Source organism: Mesorhizobium sp. Ca11 (genome assembly GCF_020165275.1).
Lineage (GTDB): Bacteria > Pseudomonadota > Alphaproteobacteria > Rhizobiales > Rhizobiaceae > Mesorhizobium.
The window spans coordinates 103,605-122,218 of record NZ_JAIUHU010000010.1 but is presented as its reverse complement, the minus strand read 5'-3'; the positions used below and the strand labels follow the sequence as shown (position 1 = coordinate 122,218).

General features: G+C 63.6%; 21 protein-coding genes. 4 read left to right on the top strand and 17 right to left on the bottom strand.

Annotated features, from left to right (window positions below):
- Positions 1 to 3 precede the first annotated feature (3 nt).
- The 7 genes from LB538_RS19055 to gcvA all read right to left on the bottom strand — a co-directional run bounded on the left by LB538_RS19055 (position 4) and on the right by gcvA (position 7,890).
- Entirely contained in the window at positions 4 to 1,482 is a 1,479-nt protein-coding gene (locus LB538_RS19055; protein ID WP_224525734.1) for a mannitol dehydrogenase family protein, read from the bottom strand.
- A 148-nt stretch (positions 1,483 to 1,630) separates the two neighbouring features.
- The gene (locus LB538_RS19050) at positions 1,631 to 2,401 is read right to left on the bottom strand and encodes an L-iditol 2-dehydrogenase (protein ID WP_095768106.1); all 771 of its coding nucleotides are present in this window, start codon (positions 2,399 to 2,401) and stop codon (positions 1,631 to 1,633) included.
- Positions 2,398 to 3,402 (bottom strand): ABC transporter ATP-binding protein, encoded by a 1,005-nt coding sequence (locus tag LB538_RS19045; protein WP_095768105.1) that lies wholly within the window; start codon positions 3,400 to 3,402, stop codon positions 2,398 to 2,400. The genes LB538_RS19050 and LB538_RS19045 overlap by 4 nt, the downstream gene beginning before the upstream one ends.
- Before the next feature lie 46 nt (positions 3,403 to 3,448).
- Positions 3,449 to 4,273, bottom strand: a complete 825-nt coding sequence (locus LB538_RS19040; RefSeq protein ID WP_224525735.1) for a carbohydrate ABC transporter permease — start codon at positions 4,271 to 4,273, stop codon at positions 3,449 to 3,451.
- Positions 4,274 to 4,479: 206 nt separating this feature from the next.
- Positions 4,480 to 5,352, bottom strand: a complete 873-nt coding sequence (locus LB538_RS19035; protein WP_095768103.1) for a carbohydrate ABC transporter permease — start codon at positions 5,350 to 5,352, stop codon at positions 4,480 to 4,482.
- A 144-nt stretch (positions 5,353 to 5,496) separates the two neighbouring features.
- Complete coding sequence (locus tag LB538_RS19030) at positions 5,497 to 6,807, bottom strand: ABC transporter substrate-binding protein (RefSeq protein WP_224525737.1); 1,311 nt, start codon at positions 6,805 to 6,807, stop codon at positions 5,497 to 5,499.
- Between the two features lie 174 nt (positions 6,808 to 6,981).
- A complete protein-coding gene (gcvA, locus tag LB538_RS19025) occupies positions 6,982 to 7,890 on the bottom strand; it encodes a transcriptional regulator GcvA (RefSeq protein WP_224560586.1) in 909 nt (302 codons plus the stop codon).
- Positions 7,891 to 7,952: 62 nt separating this feature from the next.
- On the opposite strand from gcvA, the gene LB538_RS19020 reads away from it, so the two are divergent.
- On the top strand, positions 7,953 to 8,186 hold the full coding sequence (locus tag LB538_RS19020; protein WP_224629626.1) for a hypothetical protein: 234 nt from the start codon (positions 7,953 to 7,955) through the stop codon (positions 8,184 to 8,186).
- A 21-nt stretch (positions 8,187 to 8,207) separates the two neighbouring features.
- Here the strand turns inward: LB538_RS19020 and LB538_RS19015 are convergent, their stop codons facing one another.
- Positions 8,208 to 9,164, bottom strand: coding sequence for a sugar-binding transcriptional regulator (locus LB538_RS19015; protein ID WP_095768100.1), 957 nt, complete (start codon positions 9,162 to 9,164; stop codon positions 8,208 to 8,210).
- Between the two features lie 207 nt (positions 9,165 to 9,371).
- Here LB538_RS19015 and LB538_RS19010 point away from each other — a divergent pair, with 207 nt between their 5' ends.
- Positions 9,372 to 10,004, top strand: a complete 633-nt coding sequence (locus LB538_RS19010; protein ID WP_224525742.1) for an HAD family hydrolase — start codon at positions 9,372 to 9,374, stop codon at positions 10,002 to 10,004.
- A 406-nt stretch (positions 10,005 to 10,410) separates the two neighbouring features.
- Here the strand turns inward: LB538_RS19010 and LB538_RS19005 are convergent, their stop codons facing one another.
- The 8 genes from LB538_RS19005 to ureC all read right to left on the bottom strand — a co-directional run bounded on the left by LB538_RS19005 (position 10,411) and on the right by ureC (position 17,091).
- Positions 10,411 to 11,178: a class II aldolase and adducin N-terminal domain-containing protein gene (locus tag LB538_RS19005; protein WP_140628305.1), complete on the bottom strand. Its 768-nt coding sequence runs from the start codon at positions 11,176 to 11,178 to the stop codon at positions 10,411 to 10,413.
- Positions 11,179 to 11,260: 82 nt separating this feature from the next.
- Entirely contained in the window at positions 11,261 to 11,893 is a 633-nt protein-coding gene (gene ureG, locus LB538_RS19000) for an urease accessory protein UreG (protein WP_042637471.1), read from the bottom strand.
- Positions 11,890 to 12,330 (bottom strand): DUF3995 domain-containing protein, encoded by a 441-nt coding sequence (locus LB538_RS18995; RefSeq protein WP_224525743.1) that lies wholly within the window; start codon positions 12,328 to 12,330, stop codon positions 11,890 to 11,892. The genes ureG and LB538_RS18995 overlap by 4 nt, the downstream gene beginning before the upstream one ends.
- A 454-nt stretch (positions 12,331 to 12,784) precedes the next feature.
- Complete coding sequence (locus tag LB538_RS18990) at positions 12,785 to 13,486, bottom strand: urease accessory protein UreF (RefSeq protein ID WP_411909038.1); 702 nt, start codon at positions 13,484 to 13,486, stop codon at positions 12,785 to 12,787.
- Complete coding sequence (gene ureE / locus LB538_RS18985; protein WP_224525744.1) at positions 13,449 to 14,033, bottom strand: urease accessory protein UreE; 585 nt, start codon at positions 14,031 to 14,033, stop codon at positions 13,449 to 13,451. Before ureE ends, LB538_RS18990 begins: the two co-directional genes overlap by 38 nt.
- On the bottom strand, positions 14,030 to 14,635 hold the full coding sequence (locus LB538_RS18980; RefSeq protein WP_224525745.1) for a glutathione S-transferase family protein: 606 nt from the start codon (positions 14,633 to 14,635) through the stop codon (positions 14,030 to 14,032). The genes ureE and LB538_RS18980 overlap by 4 nt, the downstream gene beginning before the upstream one ends.
- 56 nt (positions 14,636 to 14,691) lie before the next feature.
- Positions 14,692 to 15,285 (bottom strand): hypothetical protein, encoded by a 594-nt coding sequence (locus tag LB538_RS18975; protein WP_224525747.1) that lies wholly within the window; start codon positions 15,283 to 15,285, stop codon positions 14,692 to 14,694.
- Positions 15,286 to 15,378: 93 nt separating this feature from the next.
- Entirely contained in the window at positions 15,379 to 17,091 is a 1,713-nt protein-coding gene (ureC, locus tag LB538_RS18970) for an urease subunit alpha (RefSeq protein ID WP_411909035.1), read from the bottom strand.
- 167 nt (positions 17,092 to 17,258) lie between these two features.
- On the opposite strand from ureC, the gene LB538_RS18965 reads away from it, so the two are divergent.
- Both LB538_RS18965 and LB538_RS18960 read left to right on the top strand, forming a co-directional pair.
- Positions 17,259 to 17,636, top strand: a complete 378-nt coding sequence (locus LB538_RS18965; protein WP_140546156.1) for a hypothetical protein — start codon at positions 17,259 to 17,261, stop codon at positions 17,634 to 17,636.
- 159 nt (positions 17,637 to 17,795) lie between these two features.
- Positions 17,796 to 18,281 (top strand): hypothetical protein, encoded by a 486-nt coding sequence (locus LB538_RS18960; protein WP_140843683.1) that lies wholly within the window; start codon positions 17,796 to 17,798, stop codon positions 18,279 to 18,281.
- A 20-nt stretch (positions 18,282 to 18,301) separates the two neighbouring features.
- Here the strand turns inward: LB538_RS18960 and LB538_RS18955 are convergent, their stop codons facing one another.
- Positions 18,302 to 18,607, bottom strand: a complete 306-nt coding sequence (locus LB538_RS18955) for an urease subunit beta (protein ID WP_224525749.1) — start codon at positions 18,605 to 18,607, stop codon at positions 18,302 to 18,304.
- Positions 18,608 to 18,614 lie beyond the last annotated feature (7 nt).

Here is an 18,614-nt window from a genome sequence, read left to right as displayed (position 1 = left end):
GCCTCAGAGCTTGCCGGCGAGGTAACGCGTCAGGGTTTCGCGCGCGCCGTGCGCCCACAGGACCTTCAAGGCGTGGGCGAAGGCCTCGGCGAAGACGGACGAACGGCCGATATCGCCATAGATGTCCTCCATCGCCAGCCAGGCCTTCGGATCGTCCTTCGCCGCCTTCGCGGCCGCCTGCATGCGGTCCCAGCTCGGGTCGTTCGGCTCGATGACGGCGCCGCTGTCGGTGGTGCCGAAGCAATAGCGGCACCACAGGGCCGATTCCAGCGCGAGGCCGGCGACACCCTCGCCCGCCTTCAGCCGGTCGGCGATCGTCGGGATGATGAATTTCGGCTGACGGTTGGAGCCGTCGAGGCAAAGCCGGCGGATCGTGTCGCCGATCTTGGGATTGGAGAAGCGGCGCTCGATAAGCTGATAGTAGTCCTCCAGATCCGTATCCGGCACCGGCGGCACGGTCGGGATGATCTCGTCATGCTCGAGTTTCGACAGGAAGGCGCGCACCAGCGGCTCCTGCATGGCTTCATGCACGAAATGGATGTCCATCAAGCCGGCCGGATAAGCGATGGTGGCGTGGCCGCCATTGAGGATGCGGATCTTCATCAGCTCGTAAGGCGAGACATCCTTGACGAATTGCACGCCGACCTTTTCCAACGTCGGGCGGCCAGCGGTGAAACGGTCCTCCAGCACCCATTGCTTGAACGGCTCACAGAACACCGGCCAATTGTCCTCCAGCCCGAAATCGTCGGCGAGGATCTTGCGCTCGCGGTCGGTGGTGGCAGGGGTGATGCGATCGACCATGCCGTTCGGGAAGGCGACCTTGTCCTCCACCCATTTGGCGAGGTCCTCGTCGATCAGCCGCGCAAGGCCGATGACGCCGTCGGAGGTGACGTGGCCGTTATGGGGGATGTTGTCGCAGGACATGACAGTGAACGGCACGACGCCGTCGGCGCGCCGACGCAACAGTCCGGCAAGGATGATGCCGAAGACGGTCTTGGGCACAGCGCCCGGCTGTGCGTCGGCGACGATATCGGGATGGGCCGGGTTGAACTTGCCGGAGGCCGGGTCGATGAAATAGCCGCCCTCGGTGATGGTGAGCGACACGATCTTGATCGCCGGATCGGCAAGCCGCTCGATGGTCACAGCCGTGTCGCCGGGCATCAGGAAATCGATCATGGCGCCGGTGACGCGGGCGCTCATATGACCCTGATCCTGCTCGACGACGGTGGTCAGCCAGTCCTGTTCCTGCAGCTTGGCGCGACCGATCTTCTCGCCTTCGAACACGCCGGCGCCGATCAGCGCCCAGTCATGGCCCTCGCCGGTGCCGAACAGGTCGTCGAGATAGACCGCCTGATGCGAGCGATGGAAGTTGCCGACGCCGAAATGGACGATGCCCGCCTTCAGGACAGAGCGGCCATATTTCGGGCCGGCGACCTTGGCCGGCAGCATGGCGAGGTTCGAGGAAGAGAGTCTTACGGTCATCTCATTTACCCTTTGGCCGATCTGCAGCCCGACTGTTCCGCCTCCTTCGGATGGCGAGGATGAGGGGCAACACCCGGTATTCCAGTATGCTGCCCCTCACCTGCCCCATGGCGTCTTCTCCGGAGGAAAGAAGAGAAGCGCCTCCCCCTCAACTCATCCATTGGCCGCCGTCGACATTGTAGGTCTGGGCGACGATGTATTCGGCCTCGTCACTGGCGAGGAACACGGCCATGCCGGCGAGATCTTCCGGCTTGCCCATGCGACCGTAAGGCACGCCTTCGCCGACCAGCCGCTTCTTCTCGCCCTTGGGCCGGTTCTCATATTTTGCAAAGAGCGCATCGACCTGGTCCCACATGTCGCTGTCGACGACACCCGGCGCGATGCCGTTGACGTTGATGCGATGTTTGATCAGGTCGAGCCCGGCCGATTGGGTGAGCGAGATGACGGCGGCCTTGGTGGCGCAGTAGACCGCGACCAGCGGCTCGCCGCGGCGACCGGCCTGGCTCGCCATGTTGATGATCCTGCCACCTTTGCCACGCGCGATCATCGAACGGGCAGCCGCCTGCAGCATGAACAGCGTGCCGGCGACATTGACCGCGAACAGCTTTTCGTAGCTCGCCCTCGTTATCTCGACGATCGGCGCGAGGTCGAAGATCGCCGCGTTATTGATCAGCACGTCGAGGCCGCCGGCGTTCACTTCGACCATCTTCACCGCCGCCTCGATCGAAGCCTGGTCCGTGACGTCGAGCCTGATCGCGTAGGCGGCAGAACCGATCGCTTTCGCCGTCGCTTCCGCCGCTTCAATGTCGATATCGGCAATTGCGACTGTCGCGCCTTCGCGCGCATAGGCTTCGGCGAAGGCCTTGCCGATGCCGCGCGCCGATCCGGTGATCAGCGCCGATTTGCCTTTCAGCCTCACTGCACCAGCGCCTTGCCGTCGGCGCCGAAGCGATGGAGCTTGGTCTTGTCGGGGGTCAGGTAGACGGTGTCGCCATGCTTGACCGCGACCTCGCCGTCGGCGCGGACATTGATGGTGCCGATGCCGTCCGCCTGGACATGGAGGAAAGTGTCGGAACCGAGATGCTCCGCAACGCCGACCGTCGCCTTCCAGTCGCCGGCCGAGGTCGAGATGTTGAGATGCTCGGGCCGGATGCCGATGGTCTTGGCGCCATATTTCTCCGCCGGCGCGCCTTCGATCATGTTCATCTTGGGCGAGCCGATAAAGCCCGCGACGAAGAGGTTCTTCGGCGTCTTGTAGAGCTCCATCGGCGAGCCGACCTGCTCGATGTTGCCGGCATTGAGCACGACGATCTTGTCGGCCATGGTCATGGCTTCGACCTGGTCGTGGGTGACGTAGATCATCGTCGTCTTCAACTGATGATGCAGCTCGCTGATCTCAAGCCGCATGGTGCCGCGAAGCGCGGCGTCGAGGTTGGACAGCGGCTCGTCGAACAGGAACGCCGAAGGCTGGCGCACGATGGCGCGGCCGATGGCGACGCGCTGGCGCTGGCCGCCGGACAGCTGGCCTGGGCGGCGCTCGAGATAGTTGGTGAGGTTCAAGATGCGCGCGGCGTCCTTCACCTTCTTGTCGATGGTCGCCTGGTCCTCGCCGGCCATCTTCAGTGGAAAGGCGATGTTCTTGGCGACCGTCATATGCGGATAGAGCGCGTAGGACTGGAACACCATGGCAAGCTTGCGCTTGGCCGGGGCCTCGCGGGTGACGTCGCGGCCATCGATGCTGATGGCGCCGCCGCTGGTGTCCTCGAGCCCGGCGATCAGCCTAAGCAGCGTGGACTTGCCGCAACCCGAGGGGCCGACGAACACCACGAACTCGCCGTCCTCGATGTTGAGGTCGATGTTCGGAATGATCGTCGTCGACCCGAAGGACTTGGAGACGTTCTTGAGCGCGATGTTTCCCATGGTTTCCTCCCGGGGATGGTCTTCGTCGTCCGCCGCTTGGGCGTTGCTACTTCACGGCGCCAAAGGTGAGGCCGCGCACCAGCTGCTTCTGGCTGAACCAGCCCATGATCAGGATCGGCGCGATCGCCAGCGTCGAGGCCGCTGACAGCTTTGCCCAGAACAGGCCTTGCGGACTGGAGAAGGAGCTGATGAAGGCCGTCAGCGGCGCGGCATTGGTGGTGGTGAGCCGGATGGTCCAGAACGCCTCGTTCCAGGCCAGGATGATGTTCAAGAGCATGGTCGAGGCGATGCCGGGAACCGCCATCGGCGTCAGCACATAGATGATCTCGTTCCACAGCGAGGCGCCGTCCATGCGCGCCGCTTCCAGGATCTCGCCCGGGATTTCGCGGAAATAGGTGTAGAGCATCCAGACCACGATCGGCAGGTTGATCAGCATCAGCATGACGGTTAGGCCGATGCGGCTGTCGAGCAGGCCGGTGTCGCGAAAGATCAGGTAGATCGGGAACAGCACCGCGACGGCCGGCATCATCTTGGTGGACAGCATCCACATCAGGATGTCCTTGGTGCGCTTGGTCGGCGAGAAGGCCATAGACCATGCCGCCGGGACCGCAATCAGGATCGCAAGCAGCGTCGAGCCGACCGACAGAATCACCGAGTTCAGGAAAAACTTGAAATAGCCGCTCTGCGCCTGCACCTCGCCATAGCTCTCCATGGTGCCGGACGGGATCAGTGCAAAGCCCTGGATCGCCTCCTGCTCGGACTTGAACGAGGTGATGATCGTATAAAGGATCGGAAAGAAGATCAGCAAGGCGACGATCCAGGCCGCGGCCGTGGCGATGGTCTTGTGCTGGGTGGTGACTGCGCGTGCCATGATCAGGTCCTCCCGTATCGGCGATGTTGGCAGCAGGGTCGACCCCCACTCCGGTTTGCTGCGCAAACCACCTCTCCCCCGATCGACGGGGTAGAGGAAGGGCGCGGCTTCGATGCAGGCGTTTCCTCTCCCCCGGGCAGGGGGAGAGGTGTCCCGCGCAGCGGGACGGAGTGGGGGTGGTTCAGCGCAAGCGGCATCGTCTCCCCCTACTTGTCCAGGTTCTTGCCGACGGCGCGCATGGCGAAGAAGGCAACGATGTTGGCGAGAATGACGGCGATCACGCCGCCAGCGGACGCCTGACCGATTTTGAACTCCAGGAGCGCCTTCTGGTAGACGAGGAAGGGCAGGTTGGTGGAGGCATAGCCCGGGCCGCCATTGGTGGTGACCAGGATCTCGGCATAGACTGACAGCAGGAAGATCGTCTGGATCAGGATGACGACGGTGATGGCGCGCGACATATGCGGCAGCGTCAGATAGATGAACCGGCTAATAAAGCCGGCGCCGTCCATCTCGGCCGCTTCCTTCTGCTCGCCGTCGAGCGATTGCAGCGAAGTCAGCAGGATCAGCGTGGCGAAGGGCAGCCACTGCCAGGCGACGATGAGGATGATAGCGGTCAGCGGATGCTGGCCGAACCAGTCGATCGGCTCGGCGCCGAAAAAGCGCGCTATATCGGCAAAGACGCCGTATTGCGGATGCATGATCATGTTCTTCCAGACCAGCGCCGCGACCGGCGGCATGACGAAGAACGGCGAGATGACCAGGATGCGCACGATGCCCTGGCCCCAGATCGGCTGGTCGAGCAACAACGCCAAAAGGATGCCCCCGACCACGGTGATGACCAGCACGCTGACAACGATGATGAGCGTGTTGAGGATCGAGGAGAGGAAGGCCGGGTTGGAATAGAACAGCGCGTAGTTCGAGAAGCCGACAAAGCCGTTACGGATCGGGTTCAGCGGATTGTATTGCTGGAACGAGAACCACAGCGTGAACAGCAGCGGCACGATCATCCAGACGAACAGCAGGATTACCGATGGCGCCATCATGAAACGGGCAAGCGAACGGGTTTGCTGAGTAGCCATGACGGTCACCCTCCCAAGGTCAGCCGGATTTTCAGAGTCGTGCCAGAATTTTCCCCGATTTTGAAGGGTGGCCGCCCGAACTGGGTTTCGGACGGCCCCTTGCCGGTCATGATGTGCTACCGGCGTTCGGCACCGGGAGGAGCCTTACTTGATGTAGCCGCCTTCGGTCATCGCCGCGGTGGCGGCGTCCTGAGCCTGCTTCAGCGCGTCGTCGACGCTCGACTGGCCGGCAAGGGCTGCCGAGAAGAGCTGACCGACCGTGGTGCCGAGGCCCTGGAATTCAGGGATGGCGACGAACTGCACGCCGACATAGGGCACCGGCTTGACGGTCGGATGCGTCGGATCGGCGGCGTTGATGGAGTCCAGCGTCATCTTCGCGAAGGGCGCCGCCTTCTGGTACTCAGGATTGGCATAGAGCGAGGAGCGCGTTCCAGGAGGAACATTGGCCCAGCCCTCCTTCGAGGCGACGAGCTCGAGATAGTGCTTCGAGGTCGCCCATGAAACGAATTTCTCGGCGGCATCGGCCTTCTGGGTGCCGGCGGGAATGGCGAGCGACCATGCCCACAGCCAGTTGCCGCGCTTGCCGAGGCCGTTGTCGGGCGCCAGCGCATAGCCGACCTTGTCCGCAACCTTCGAGGCCTTCGGATCGGAGACGAAGGACGCCGCGACGGTGGCGTCGATCCACATGCCGCACTTGCCCTGCTGGAAGAGCGCCAGGTTCTCGTTGAAGCCGTTGGAGGAAGCGCCTTCCGGACCGTCGGCCTTCATCAGGTCGACATAGAACTGCAGCGTGTTCTTCCATTCCGGCTGATCGAATTGCGGCTTCCAGTTCTCGTCGAACCAGCGGGCGCCGAAGGAGTTCGACATGGCGGTGAGGAAGGCCATGTTCTCGCCCCAGCCGGCCTTGCCGCGCAGGCACACGCCGTTCACGCCGTTGGCGCGGTCGGTCATCTTGTCGGCGGCCTGCTTGATGAAGTCCCAGGTCGGCGCGTCGGGCATCTTCAAGCCAGCCTTCTCCATCAGGTCCTTGCGGTACATGACGAAGGAGCTCTCGCCGTAGAAGGGCGCGGCATAGAGTTTGCCGTCGACCGAAAGGCCGCCGGCGATGGCCGGGATGATGTCCTTGACGTCATAATCGTCGCCGAGCTTGTCGAGCGGCAGGAGCCAGCTCTGCTTTGCCCAGATCGGAACCTCGTAGGTGCCGATGGTCATGACGTCGTACTGGCCGCCCTTGGTGGCGATATCGGTCGTAACGCGCTCGCGCAGCACGTTCTCTTCAAGCGTCACCCAGTTGAGCTGGATGTCGGGGTTGGCCTTGGTGAAGTCGTCCGTCAGCTTCTGCATGCGGACCATGTCGCCATTGTTGACGGTGGCGATGGTGATGGATTCGGCATTCGCGGCGAAAGCGAGGGCGCTGGCCGACAGCAGGCCCAGGGTGAGCGTGCGAAGTTTCATCAAATTCCTCCCATAAACCAAGATGAGCATTTGCCTTGGCTCTGGGCAATTACTCACTTGGCGTGAATTATGTCAACCCTGAATCTGTGCTGCAGCGCAGCAGAAATGACGCCGCACGACCCGGTCGGGCGACACGCCGGGATCCTAGGGAGGAGGAACGTCAGGGCGATTGGCTTACGGGCAGGCGATCTCGGCCAGGAGCCAGTCGCGGAAGGCGCGGATCTTCGGCACGTTGCGGCGCGCCGTCGGATAGACCAGCCAATAGGCATGGCCGTCGTCGCCGACGAGGTCGAAGGGCTGGACCAGGCGGCCGTCGGCGATCTCGTTCTTGAACAACGACCTGGTCAGGATCGCAACGCCATGGCCGGCCATGGCCGCGTTCGCTTCATAGGCCTGCGCGCCCATGCTGGAGCCCGGCCGTTTGGCAAGGTCGTGCCCGGTCACGCCGGCGGCCTCGAACCATTGCGTCCACCAGATGTCGCCGGGGTCGAGGATCGGCAGGCGCAACAGGTCCGCCGGCTCCCTGACGCCGCCGATGCTAGCCGCGAGCTTGGGGCTCAGCATCGGCGTGAAATCGGCGTCGAGCAGCTTATGCGCCTCCAGGCCCGGCCATTTGCCGGCGCCGGAGCGGATGGCGAGATCGACATCCTCGCGCGCGAAATCGGTCAGGCGGCTCGACGTGTCGAGCCGCACGGCAAGTGCCGGATGCGCGAGCTGGAACGCGCCCAGATGCTGCGCCAGCCAGTTCGAGGCAAAGGTCAGCACGGTGGTGATGCAGAGCAGGCCGTCGGCGCCGCCGCGCGCTGCGGCATAGGCCTGGCCCAGGATGGCGAAGGCTTCGCTGACGGCGGGCGCCAAGCGCTGGCCGGGCTCGGTCAACTCGATCTGTCGTGGACGGCGCAGGAACAGCGGCGCGCCGATGCGCTCCTCGAGCAGCTTGATCTGGTAGCTCGCAGCCGCCTGGGTCATGCCCAGCTCCTGCGCGGCCTTGGTGAAGGACAGGTGCCTGGCCACCGCCTCGAACACTCGGATCGCCTGCAGCGGCGGCAGGGGCGCAAGCTGCGGAGAGCTGAGATCGGGCATAAGGCCTCCTTATGGGTCATGATCGAGGTTTGATTGGAAGCACGAACCGGCCAGACCGATATTTGGGGTCGACGATCAATCCAGTTCAAGCATTGCGAAGGCTGACGATCATGGTCACGGTTCAGGAAAAGCTCGTTTCCACCCCGGCACAAGGCTGGTTTTTCACGCTCCTGCGGGAATTTGCAAGGTTTTCGGGCCGCAGGCGCGGTTATCTCGATGTCCGGGAATTTTCCGAGCATCTGCAGCGCGACATGGGTTTTCTCGACGGCAACGATCCGCGCGGCCGCTCGCAATAGCCGGCACTTTTTTATGGGCAATCAGCCGGCAAGCAGTGCTTCGGCCGTGCGTTCGTCGGTGATGAGGCCGTTGACCAGCCGGCGGTTGACGGCGGCCAGGATGCCCGCCAGCTTGCGTTCGCCCATGGCCAGAGCGATGACCAGCGACCTTTCCCGCGACGGCAGCGCGGCGGAAGACACGCGGTCGTTGGTGATGCCTTCGATCATGCGGCCTTCGCGGTCGTACACCCAGCCGACGATCTCGGCGATACCGCCTGCCTTCTGCAGCGCCTTCAACTCGTTTTCGGAAATGAAGCCGTCCTCGTAGAGCGGGGCCTTGGGCCCGAGATCGCCGATGCCGACGAAGGTGACATCGGCCTCGGCCGCCAGCGCCAATGTAGGCTGGATCATCGGCTGGTTGAGCAGCATCTCGCGCTCTTCCGGCGAGGACGCAATGACCGGCAGCGGCATCGGGAACGACCGCGCCTTGACGCGGTCGGCCATGGTGAAGATGACGTTGTAGAAGGCGGCCGAGCCATCGGGCGAGATGTTGCCGGTCAAGGACACGACCTTGTGCTGCGGGCAGTCCATCGGCGGCAGTTGCTCGATCGCCGCCTTCAGCGTGCGCCCGGTGCCGATCGCCATGACGATGGGAGCCTCGGAGCGCAGCCGGCGTTCGATCTCGGCCGCGGCCGCCTCCGCGATGCCGATCGTCGTCGAGCTCGACGTCGGGTCGCTCGGCACCACTTCGACAAGGTCGAGCGCGAAGCGCGACTTAAGCCGCGCGGCGAGGTCCAGGCAGTTTGCGATCGGATGATCGACCCGCACCTTGATCAGGCCCTCCGACATGGCGAGCGATACCAGCCGCTGCGCCGTCTGCCTGGAGATGCCCAGTTTGGCGGCGATCTGGTCCTGCGTGTTGCCGGCAACATAATAAAGCCAGCCGGCGCGCGCGGCGTCGTCCAACCTGGTGCTGCCGATTTCCTGTCGCGAATTCACGTCTCGCCTCCCAGCCCGCAGAATGCTGAAACGGGCGCCATAGCTTACAGCGATTGCGCCGACGCGCAATTGTCTATCGAAAGAGCAATTGCTTGGCAGTTTTCCTGATCCCCAAGGATCAATCCGCCGCTTGCCCAACCATTTGCCGGCGGGACGGTTTATCTCCACCGGGAAACCGATTAAGGGGATCGGCGAAGGGAGCCGCGCATGACGCCGAAAGCCGTTTTCTGGGATATGGACGGGACGCTGGTCGACAGCGAGCCGCTGCACGAGGCGGCACTTGTGGCGGCGCTGCGCAGCGTCGGCATCGCCCCGCCGCCCGACCTGCATCAGCGCGTGCTGGGCATCGCGGCATGGCCGGTCTACGAAATGCTGCGCGACGAGTTCGGCCTCGCACTGCCCTTCGACGATTGGATCGTGCGCAAATACGATCACTATCTGCCGCTGGCCGAAACGCTGAAGCCCCGCCCCGGCGCGATCGAGGTGTTCAACGAATTGCGCGCGCTCGGCGTCGAGCAGGCGGTGGTGTCCAACTCCGACCGGCTGATCGTCGACGCCAATCTGCGCGCCGTCGGCCTCACCTATCCGGGCATGATGACGGTCAGCCGCAATGACGTAATTGACGGCAAGCCGCTTCCCGAACCATTCCTGCGCGCCGCCTATCTCGCCGGCGTCGATCCGGCGGATGCTTTTGCCGTCGACGACAGCCTGACAGGCGCCATGGCCGGACTGGCGGCGGGCATGAAGACGATCTTCTGGCCGGAGGCGCCGATGGAAGGCCCGGCCGGCGCGATCATCATCAACAGCGCCGAGGAGCTGCGGGCGCAACTGGGGCTCTGAGCAGCTTCAGACCTCGGCGCCGCCCCGCCCTTCGGGCATCTTCTCCCCGTAAAACGGGCTACGGCATGCACACATTTCCAAGCGGGCTGGCCTTTGGCGATAGCGTGCATGGCAGCTTGGCGCATGCATTGTCTTATGTAGCGGTGGTCGACCCCCACTCCGTCTCGGCTTCGCCGAGCCACCTCTCCCCCGATCGACGGGGTAGAGGAAAGGCGCCAAGCCTTTTGCCGTCAACGCCCGCCCAGCAACGCTCCCTTCCTTTCCCTCCGGAGGGGGGAAGGTGGCGCTGCGAAGCAGCGACGGATCGGGGGAACCACCTGGCAATCAAGCCTCGGCCTGATCAGTCGCGCCAGTCACAGAAGATGTGTGCATAGCGTAACCGGGGGAAGAAGGAAGGAGTCCAGCATCAATTCCGGTAGACCGGCTCTTCCTCGTCGAGGATCGCCTTCAGCTCGGCCAGATGACGCTCGGCCTGGCCGGGATAATCGTCCATCTCGCGCGCGGTCTTCTCGGCGATCTCGTCCGAGAGCGTGCGCAGCGGACGGCCGGTCCACAGCGCCTTGATGTAGGTCTCGGCGGCGCGTTCGAAATAGAACATGCGGTTGAAGGTGTCGGCGACGGTGTCGCCGATGACCATGACGCCGTGATTGCCCATGACCATCACCTTGACCTTGGGGTCGGTGAGAAGCTGCGAGCAGCGCTCGCCCTCTTCCTCGAAGGCCAAGCCGCCATAATTTGCATCGACGACATGGCGGTTGAAGAACATGGCCGAGTTCTGGTCGACCGGCGGCAGCGTCGAATCGGCGAGCGAAGCAAGCACGGTGGCGTGGATTGAATGGACATGCATGGCGCAGCGCGCATGCGGGACGTTGCGGTGGATGGCGCCGTGCAGGCCCCAGGCGGTCGGGTCGGGCGCGTTGGGGCCGGACAGCGTGTCGGGATCGTTGGCGTCGATCAGCAGCAGGTCGCTCGCCTTGATGCGCGAGAAATGCACCTGGTTGGGATTCATCAGAAACTTCGTGCCTTCGTCGTTGACGGACAGCGAGAAGTGGTTGGCCACCGCCTCATGCATGTTGAGCCGCGCCGTCCAGCGGAAGGCGGCGGCGAGATCGACCCGCTCCTCATAATAGGGCAGGTTGCTCAGCGGTTCCTTGTGCAGGCGGGCAAGGCTCATCGAAAATCCTCCGCTTGGGTTTGTTTTCCGAGAATGCCGCGCATGGCGGCTGCCAGCAACCGATAAACGCTGGCTCAGCGGATCAAGCCGCCGGGCGCGCCGACTGCAGCCCGCCCTGCTCGACGATGAAGTCGATCACGTCCTGCAATCCCTTGCCGCGCGAAAGGTCGGTGAAGCCGAACGGCCTTTTGCCGCGCATGCGGCCGGCATCGCTCTCCATGACGTCGAGGTTGACGTTCACATAGGGCGCCAGATCGCTCTTGTTGATGATCAGGAAATCCGAGCGGGTGATGGCCGGGCCGCCCTTGCGCGGGATCTCCTCGCCCTGGCAGACCGAGATGACGTAGAGGGTCAAGTCGGCAAGGTCGGGCGAGAAGGTGGCTGCGAGATTGTCGCCGCCGGATTCAATGAAGATGATGTCGAGATCGGGGAACTTCTTGTTCAGCTCGGCAATGGCCCTCAAATTGATCGAGGCGTCCTCGCGGATGGCGGTATGCGGGCAGCCGCCGGTCTCGACGCCGACGATGCGTTCTTCGGGCAATGCTTGTAGCCGCGCGAGCATCATCGCATCCTCCTTGGTGTAGATGTCGTTGGTGACGACGGCGATCGAAAAATCGTCGCGCAACGCCTTGCAGAGCTTTTCGGTGAGCGTCGTCTTGCCGGAGCCGACCGGGCCGCCGATGCCGATGCGAAGAGGACCGTTTTTCGACGTCATGCCGGAAACTCCGTGATGGCAAGGATTGCGAAGCCTGCCCCGATCAAGAGGCAAAGCGGCGAATAAAGACTTTGGTCAAGCCGCGCGAAAGGCTGTTCGGGCGCAAGCCGGCGCCACCAGGGCGTGAAGCCGGCAATGCCGCGGCCGAGGAAGACGAGGCCGATCATCAATGCCGAGGCCGCCAGGCCCTCTCTTGGAAAGGGCGTCGCAAAGACGCCGGCCAACGCCAGCGGCCAGAGCGTTGCCAATGCCAGGCAGGCCGCGACAGCAAAACTCGCGAATGACGACGGCATCTCATCGACACCGCGGAAGCCGACGACGGCGCGGGCGCAGGATGCCTGGTCCGTGCCCGGCCAGATGCCGCCTATGCCCCAATAGACATGCAGCGTTGTGATCAGGAGCAGGACGAAGGAGAGGATGCCGGCAAGGATGGTCATCAGCGATCACTTCCCGGAGAGAGGATATCTCGACCGGTTCTTAGGTCCCAGCCGTCAAAATCGTAGCGGTCCGGCTGGATCCGTAATGTCCGGCGATCGGTAAAGTGGATCTGGACCTGTCGGTGAAATCCATTCAGCGAGGTTTTCACGACTGTCTTACCTATCAAGGACTGTACTTCCTTTGCGATCCGACCCGGATTGTCCGACGAACGAAGGCGATAACCGCAAGCTCCCTGAACCTCCCAGTCCGCCGAAAGCAGAAACAGGTCTCGTTCAGCCAGCTTTGCGTAACCGGGGCGGCGACGCCCCGATCGGCGCTTCGCGTAACGGAGTGGAAGCAATCTTCCAAATCCAATATTGATCGTCGATCCTGCGGAATGCCCCACCACAGTGACGGGCAATGATCGGAGGTCTCGAAAGGCGTTTACTATGCGTATCCTGTTTGCGCTAAAGGTCATGACCGGAACAGCCGCGAATATTGCGTTTCATGGTTCATCGCCATGATGTCCGACATGAAGGCGGCGCCACCCAGATTATCGAGCGTCGATGCGGCGGCGCGCGACGCAGTCGCCAGCGCCAGCGATTCGAAGCCGGCTAACAATGCGACGGCATCGACCTGGCCCACGACACCCAACCTGATTGCCGCCTGCAGGAGGTTGGAGAAGAAAGCCTGGAGGAAGGCGGAAAGCGCATCCGAAAGGCCGATGCCGCTGCCGCCCGCAAGGGCGCCGACTGCTACGCAATAGGGGCAATCGGCCGGCAGGCGCTCCAGCGCTCGAGACGACCAGGCCGACGCCGCGTGGAGGAAGGCTGTGCCCTGCAGCATGGTTTCCGTATGCCGCTCCTGCGACCCGGCAAGCGCTTCGGCCAGCGCGGCAACCTCGCTGAGATCGCCGCCGTCACGTCCGCGGCGCCAGCTTTCGGCGAAGAGCACAGCGTCGTTCCAGCCCGAGCCGATCTCGACCAGCGTCTCCAGCCAGCCGGCGAGATCGTCACGATCCGCGATCAGCCCGTCATGCACGGCGCGCTCGATCCCGTGGCTGTAGGAGAAGCCGCCGACCGGAAAGGACGGCGACAGCCAGGCCATCAGTCGCAGCAGCGCGACGCTGGAAAGCTCCTCAGTCATGATGGTGGTCGTGGTGATGGTCGTGCGCATGATCGTGGTGATCGTGATCATGGCCGTGGTGATCATGGCCGTGGTGGTCATGATCGTGATCATGCGAATGGCCGTGGTCATGGCCGGAATAGGCGCCACGCACCGGGCTGAACGGCTGCGAAACCTCATTCACCGTGGCGCCGAGGCCTTCCAGCATCGCCTTGATGACATGATCGCGCAGGATAAGGATGCGCTCCGCCTCGATCGCCGCCGCGAGGTGACGGTTGCCGATGTGCCAGGCAAGTTCGGTGAGATGAACCGCGTCGCGGGCGCGGATGTCGTAGACCTCCTCGGGCGCGGCGACGATTTCGAGCTGGCGGCCGTCTTCCAGCACCAGCCGGTCGCCATTACCGAGCGCCACCGGCTCGGGCAGGTCGACCAGCACCTTGTCGCCGCCGGCGGTTTCAACGGCGCGGCGGCGCAGGTGCCGCTCGTCATGCGGCAGCACTGCCTTGTCGTAGGGCGGCGCTGAGCCGGCCTCGCCGGCTGGAACGACCGAGACAGCGCGCGGAAACTTGGTGAAATCGGTGGTGATGTTGAGCTTCATTTCATGGCTCCGCCATTGGCTTGGGCACGGGCACGAGCGGGGCGCCCGAGGACACGATCGAAATAGGTGTTGACGCGCTGGGACTCGATCGGAAAACGGCCGGCACGAGCCCAGGCGCCAATATCGCCCAGCAGCACGTCGACGGCCGAGAAGCGGTCGCCCAGCGCAAAGGGCTTGTCGCCAAGCCGCCGTTCCAGCGCCTTTATTTCGGATGCGAAATCATAGGCTGCGGCCGGGCCGACATCGACCCGCACATCCTTGGGCAGCAGGAAGCGGTGGCGCAGCTTGTTCCACAGCGGCGCTTCCAGCTCGCTCTGGGCGAAATGCATCCAGGAATCCATCTCGGCACGGCCGGCAAGACCCGGATTGGCGCCCATGCCTTTGTCGGCATGCTTGTCCGCCAGATAGACGCAGATCGCCGCCGAGTCGGTCACCTGGAGGTCGCCGTCGATCAGGATCGGCACCTTGCCGGAGGGGTTGAGCGCGTAAGCCTCCGGCGAGCGCAGCTTCACCTCGACGAATTCGTAGGGCTGCCCGAGCTCCTCGAGCATCCAGAGCACCCGGCTGACCCGGGATCCGCGCGATCCGACGGCCTTGTACATGGTTAACCTTGCTTTTCCGAAACCTTAGACCATCGCCCGTATCAGCCCAATGGCGCTCAGACGATGGTGTCGAAGAGCCGCAGGATGAACGATACCTGGTAGACAAGCGCAGCCGCGACGAAAGCGATGTGGAAACGGCGGTCGCGTACCAGGATCGCCACCAGGCAAAGCGCGACGAAGACCGGCGTGCGGAACAGATACTCATTGCCGAAGCGGGCAAAGTGCTCGGGACCCTTGAGCAGCGTGTCGACGACGTCGAGCAGATAGGTGAAGCCGAGCAGTCCGAAGAACCAGGCGCGGCGCGAATAAAAATAGTCCTCGTAGCTGGTGTAATCGAGCATCGAATCCGGAAACAGCAGCGCGCAAAGCAGGAACAGCGTGATGGCGTAGAAGATGATGAAAAGATATTTGCCGAAGGTCCAGTTCTCGATGGCGTAGAGGCCGAATTCCCACCACCAGAAATGCACCAGCATCAACAGCACCGAAGCGACCCAGGCGAGATGCACCGCATAGAGCCGGTACTGGCCTGGATGCTGGACGATGCGGGCAGTTCCCGAAAGCAGACGCGTGACGCCGAGGCCGATCACCATGCCCATGACGATGCGGATATGCGGAAAGATGTCATGCGGGGAGGCGATTTCGGTGGGCATGCGTAATCACAATGCGGCTGCTGCTTTGCCGCATATTGCGGTCTGCGCGCGCGAGCCGCAACGATATTTGCCCATTCGCCGATCAGCCGCCTGTCAAAACAGGAAATACCGTTGCGCCATCGGCAGCACGGTCGCGGGCTCGCAGGTCAACAGCTCGCCGTCGGCCCGCACTTCGTAGGTTTCGGGATCGACCTCGACATGTGGCGTGGCGTCGTTGAGCACCATCGAATGCTTGCCGATGCCGCCGCGCGTGTTCTCGACCGCGATCATCGCCTTGTCGACGCCCAGCCTGCCCTGCAGGCCGGCGTCGAAGGCGGCCTTCGAGACGAAGGTCACCGATGAATTGGTCAAGGCCTTGCCATAGGCGCCGAACATCGGCCGGTAGTGCATCGGCTGCGGCGTCGGGATCGAGGCGTTCGGATCGCCCATGGGTGCTGCGGCGATCGAGCCGCCGACCAGCACCATCTCCGGCTTGACCCCGAAGAAGGCCGGATTCCACAGCACGAGATCGGCGCGCTTGCCGACGGTGATCGAGCCGATCTCCTTCGACAGGCCATGCGCGATGGCCGGATTGATCGTGTATTTGGCGATGTAGCGGCGGACGCGGAAATTGTCGTTGTCGCCGGTCTCGTCCGGCAGCGCGCCGCGCTGGCGCTTCATCTTGTCGGCGGTCTGCCAGCAGCGGATCGCCACCTCGCCGACGCGGCCCATGGCCTGGCTGTCGGAAGAGATTATCGAGAAGGCGCCGATGTCGTGCAGTATGTCCTCGGCGGCGATCGTCTCCTTGCGGATGCGGCTTTCGGCAAAGGCGATGTCCTCCGGGATCGACGGCGACAGATGGTGGCACACCATCAGCATATCGAGATGCTCGGCGAGCGTGTTGACCGTGTATGGCCGGGTCGGGTTGGTCGAGGAAGGGATGACGTTGGGCAGGCCGCAGACCTTGATGATGTCGGGCGCGTGGCCGCCGCCGGCGCCCTCGGTGTGAAAGGCATGGATGGTGCGGCCCCTGATGGCCGCCACCGTGTTCTCGACGAAGCCCGACTCGTTCAGCGTGTCGGTGTGGATCATCACCTGCACGTCGTAATCGTCGGCGACCGACAGGCAGCAGTCGATGGCGGCCGGGGTCGTGCCCCAGTCCTCATGCAATTTCAGCGAGCAGGCGCCGGCCAGCACCATCTCTTCCAGCGCCGCGGGCTTTGAGGCATTGCCCTTGCCCGACAGGCCGATATTCATAGGAAAGGCATCGAAGGACTGGATCATGCGCGCCATGTGCCAGGGCCCGGGCGTGCAGGTGGTGGCCAAGGTGCCGTGCGCCGGGCCGGTACCGCCGCCAAGCATGGTGGTGACCCCGCTCATCAGCGCTTCCTCGATCTGCTGCGGGCAGATGAAATGGATATGCGCGTCGAATCCGCCGGCCGTCAGGATCTTGCCTTCGCCGGCGATGATCTCGGTGCCGGGGCCGATGATGATGGTGACGCCGGCCTGCGTGTCCAGATTGCCGGCCTTGCCGATCGCGGCGATGCGGCCATCCTTCAGGCCGATATCGGCCTTGACGATGCCGATGAGCGCATCGACGACCAGCGCATTGGTGATGACGGTATCGACCGCACCGCCGGCCCGCGTCACCTGGCTTTGGCCCATGCCGTCGCGGATGACCTTGCCGCCGCCGAATTTTACTTCCTCGCCGTATACGGTGAGATCCTTCTCCACCTCAATGAAGAGCTCGGTGTCGGCAAGCCGCACCTTGTCGCCGACCGTCGGTCCATACATCTGCGCATAGGCGGCACGGCTTATCCTGGCCATCAGCGATTGCTCCCGAAATTCAAGTTGAATGAACGCGAGGTGCACATTGTCGCCACCCAATGGTCACGCAATGACCCGCTCGGCGACACCTTGCGCTCCCATTTGGCGGTTGAGGTGCCCCGGTCAGCCCAAAAGGACCGTTTGCCAAACCGATGGAAGGAATATCCATGCTCAAAGCGATTCTTCTCGCCGCAACCGCCACCACGTTGATGGCGGGCACTGCCAATGCCCAGCAGCAGCCGACGCCGCAGCCCAGCCCCGCGCCGACCGCGCCCGCCGCACCGAAGGCCCAGTCTGCGGCGCCCGCTATCCAGAGCGTCAACGTCGTCGATATCACCGAACTGCCCAAGGACACGCAGACGCAGGTCAACCAGATCGTGGCGCAGCGCGGCGATGCCGGCCTGCAGACATTGCGCAAGTCGATCGACGCCACGCCCAAGGTCAAATCCGCGCTCGAAGCCAAAGGCATGAGCTCCGCGCAGGTGATCGCCGCAAGCATGCAGCCCAATGGCGCGCTGACGCTGATCACCAAGAAAGCGAGCTGATTGCACGCCCAGGCGGGCCGCCTTGCGGTCCGCCAGCCATATTTTGAAGGGAATGCGGGCCGCGTCACGGTCCGCCTGCCGGCTTTTGAAGGGAACCTCCGGCCAAGCAGGACCGTTTCGCTGTTGTCGCCCCGCCACGAGTTCAGTCAGGAGCGAGCGATGGCGAAAGCCCCGCGTTTTAAAAGATGGAGTTCCGCGGTTGCCGCCACGCTTTTCGTGGCTGCGCCGCATGCGGCGCCCGCGGCGCAGCCGCTGGACAACGACAGGCCTGCCGCGGCAATCGTCGATTCCGATGTCCGGCAGGAAGAGGCGCTTTCCTCGACGGAGGCCGGAAAGGTCATCACTGCCATCGACCGCACCCGCGACAACATCGGCACGGTGCGCAAGACAACCAAGCTCGATACGGTCGACATCGTGTTCCTGACCGACGCGGCGCGCAGCGAGGGCGGGCCGCCGCCGGCGATAGAGAACAAGGTGAAGCAGCATCAGGAGGATGTCGCCGAATTGCGCCAGGAGATCGAGGCGAACGCCCTGCTCTTCAACGCGATCGATTCGCGACGCGTGCAGGCCGAGGACGTGCTCGCCGTAGAATTCGACAATCCGGGGAAGGTCGTCATCTATGCCGCCGCCAAGCCTCCGAAGTGATGTGAGCGCGCCGGCGGACGTCACAGCTTGCCCATCACCTTTTGCTGGAAGCCATAGACCTCGCGTTTGCCGCCCAGCGGCACCAGCGTGACGTCGCGCTCCTGCCCCGGCTCGAAGCGCATCGCGGTGCCGGCGGCGATGTCGAGCCGCATGCCGCGCGCCCTCTCGCGGTCGAATTTCAGGCCCTCATTGGTTTCGTAGAAATGATAGTGGCTGCCGACCTGGATCGGCCGGTCGCCGCTGTTGGCGACCTTGAGCGTGACGGTCGGCAGCCCCTCGTTGAGCTCGATCTCGCCCTTGGCCGCGATGATTTCGCCGGGGATCATCGCGCCC

Bases quoted from the DNA above. Each gene is read 5' to 3' on its own strand.
- LB538_RS19055 (WP_224525734.1), bottom strand. From the start codon at position 1,482: ATGACCGTAAGACTCTCTTCCTCGAACCTCGCCATGCTGCCGGCCAAG.
- LB538_RS19045 (WP_095768105.1), bottom strand. From the start codon at position 3,402: ATGGGAAACATCGCGCTCAAGAACGTCTCCAAGTCCTTCGGGTCGACG.
- LB538_RS19040 (WP_224525735.1), bottom strand. From the start codon at position 4,273: ATGGCACGCGCAGTCACCACCCAGCACAAGACCATCGCCACGGCCGCG.
- LB538_RS19035 (WP_095768103.1), bottom strand. From the start codon at position 5,352: ATGGCTACTCAGCAAACCCGTTCGCTTGCCCGTTTCATGATGGCGCCA.
- LB538_RS19030 (WP_224525737.1), bottom strand. From the start codon at position 6,807: ATGAAACTTCGCACGCTCACCCTGGGCCTGCTGTCGGCCAGCGCCCTC.
- gcvA (WP_224560586.1), bottom strand. From the start codon at position 7,890: ATGCCCGATCTCAGCTCTCCGCAGCTTGCGCCCCTGCCGCCGCTGCAG.
- LB538_RS19010 (WP_224525742.1), top strand. From the start codon at position 9,372: ATGACGCCGAAAGCCGTTTTCTGGGATATGGACGGGACGCTGGTCGAC.
- LB538_RS19005 (WP_140628305.1), bottom strand. From the start codon at position 11,178: ATGAGCCTTGCCCGCCTGCACAAGGAACCGCTGAGCAACCTGCCCTAT.
- ureG (WP_042637471.1), bottom strand. From the start codon at position 11,893: ATGACGTCGAAAAACGGTCCTCTTCGCATCGGCATCGGCGGCCCGGTC.
- LB538_RS18995 (WP_224525743.1), bottom strand. From the start codon at position 12,330: ATGACCATCCTTGCCGGCATCCTCTCCTTCGTCCTGCTCCTGATCACA.
- LB538_RS18990 (WP_411909038.1), bottom strand. From the start codon at position 13,486: ATGCGCACGACCATCACCACGACCACCATCATGACTGAGGAGCTTTCC.
- ureE (WP_224525744.1), bottom strand. From the start codon at position 14,033: ATGAAGCTCAACATCACCACCGATTTCACCAAGTTTCCGCGCGCTGTC.
- LB538_RS18980 (WP_224525745.1), bottom strand. From the start codon at position 14,635: ATGTACAAGGCCGTCGGATCGCGCGGATCCCGGGTCAGCCGGGTGCTC.
- LB538_RS18975 (WP_224525747.1), bottom strand. From the start codon at position 15,285: ATGCCCACCGAAATCGCCTCCCCGCATGACATCTTTCCGCATATCCGC.
- ureC (WP_411909035.1), bottom strand. From the start codon at position 17,091: ATGGCCAGGATAAGCCGTGCCGCCTATGCGCAGATGTATGGACCGACG.
- LB538_RS18965 (WP_140546156.1), top strand. From the start codon at position 17,259: ATGCTCAAAGCGATTCTTCTCGCCGCAACCGCCACCACGTTGATGGCG.
- LB538_RS18960 (WP_140843683.1), top strand. From the start codon at position 17,796: ATGGCGAAAGCCCCGCGTTTTAAAAGATGGAGTTCCGCGGTTGCCGCC.
- LB538_RS18955 (WP_224525749.1), bottom strand. From the start codon at position 18,607: ATGATCCCCGGCGAAATCATCGCGGCCAAGGGCGAGATCGAGCTCAAC.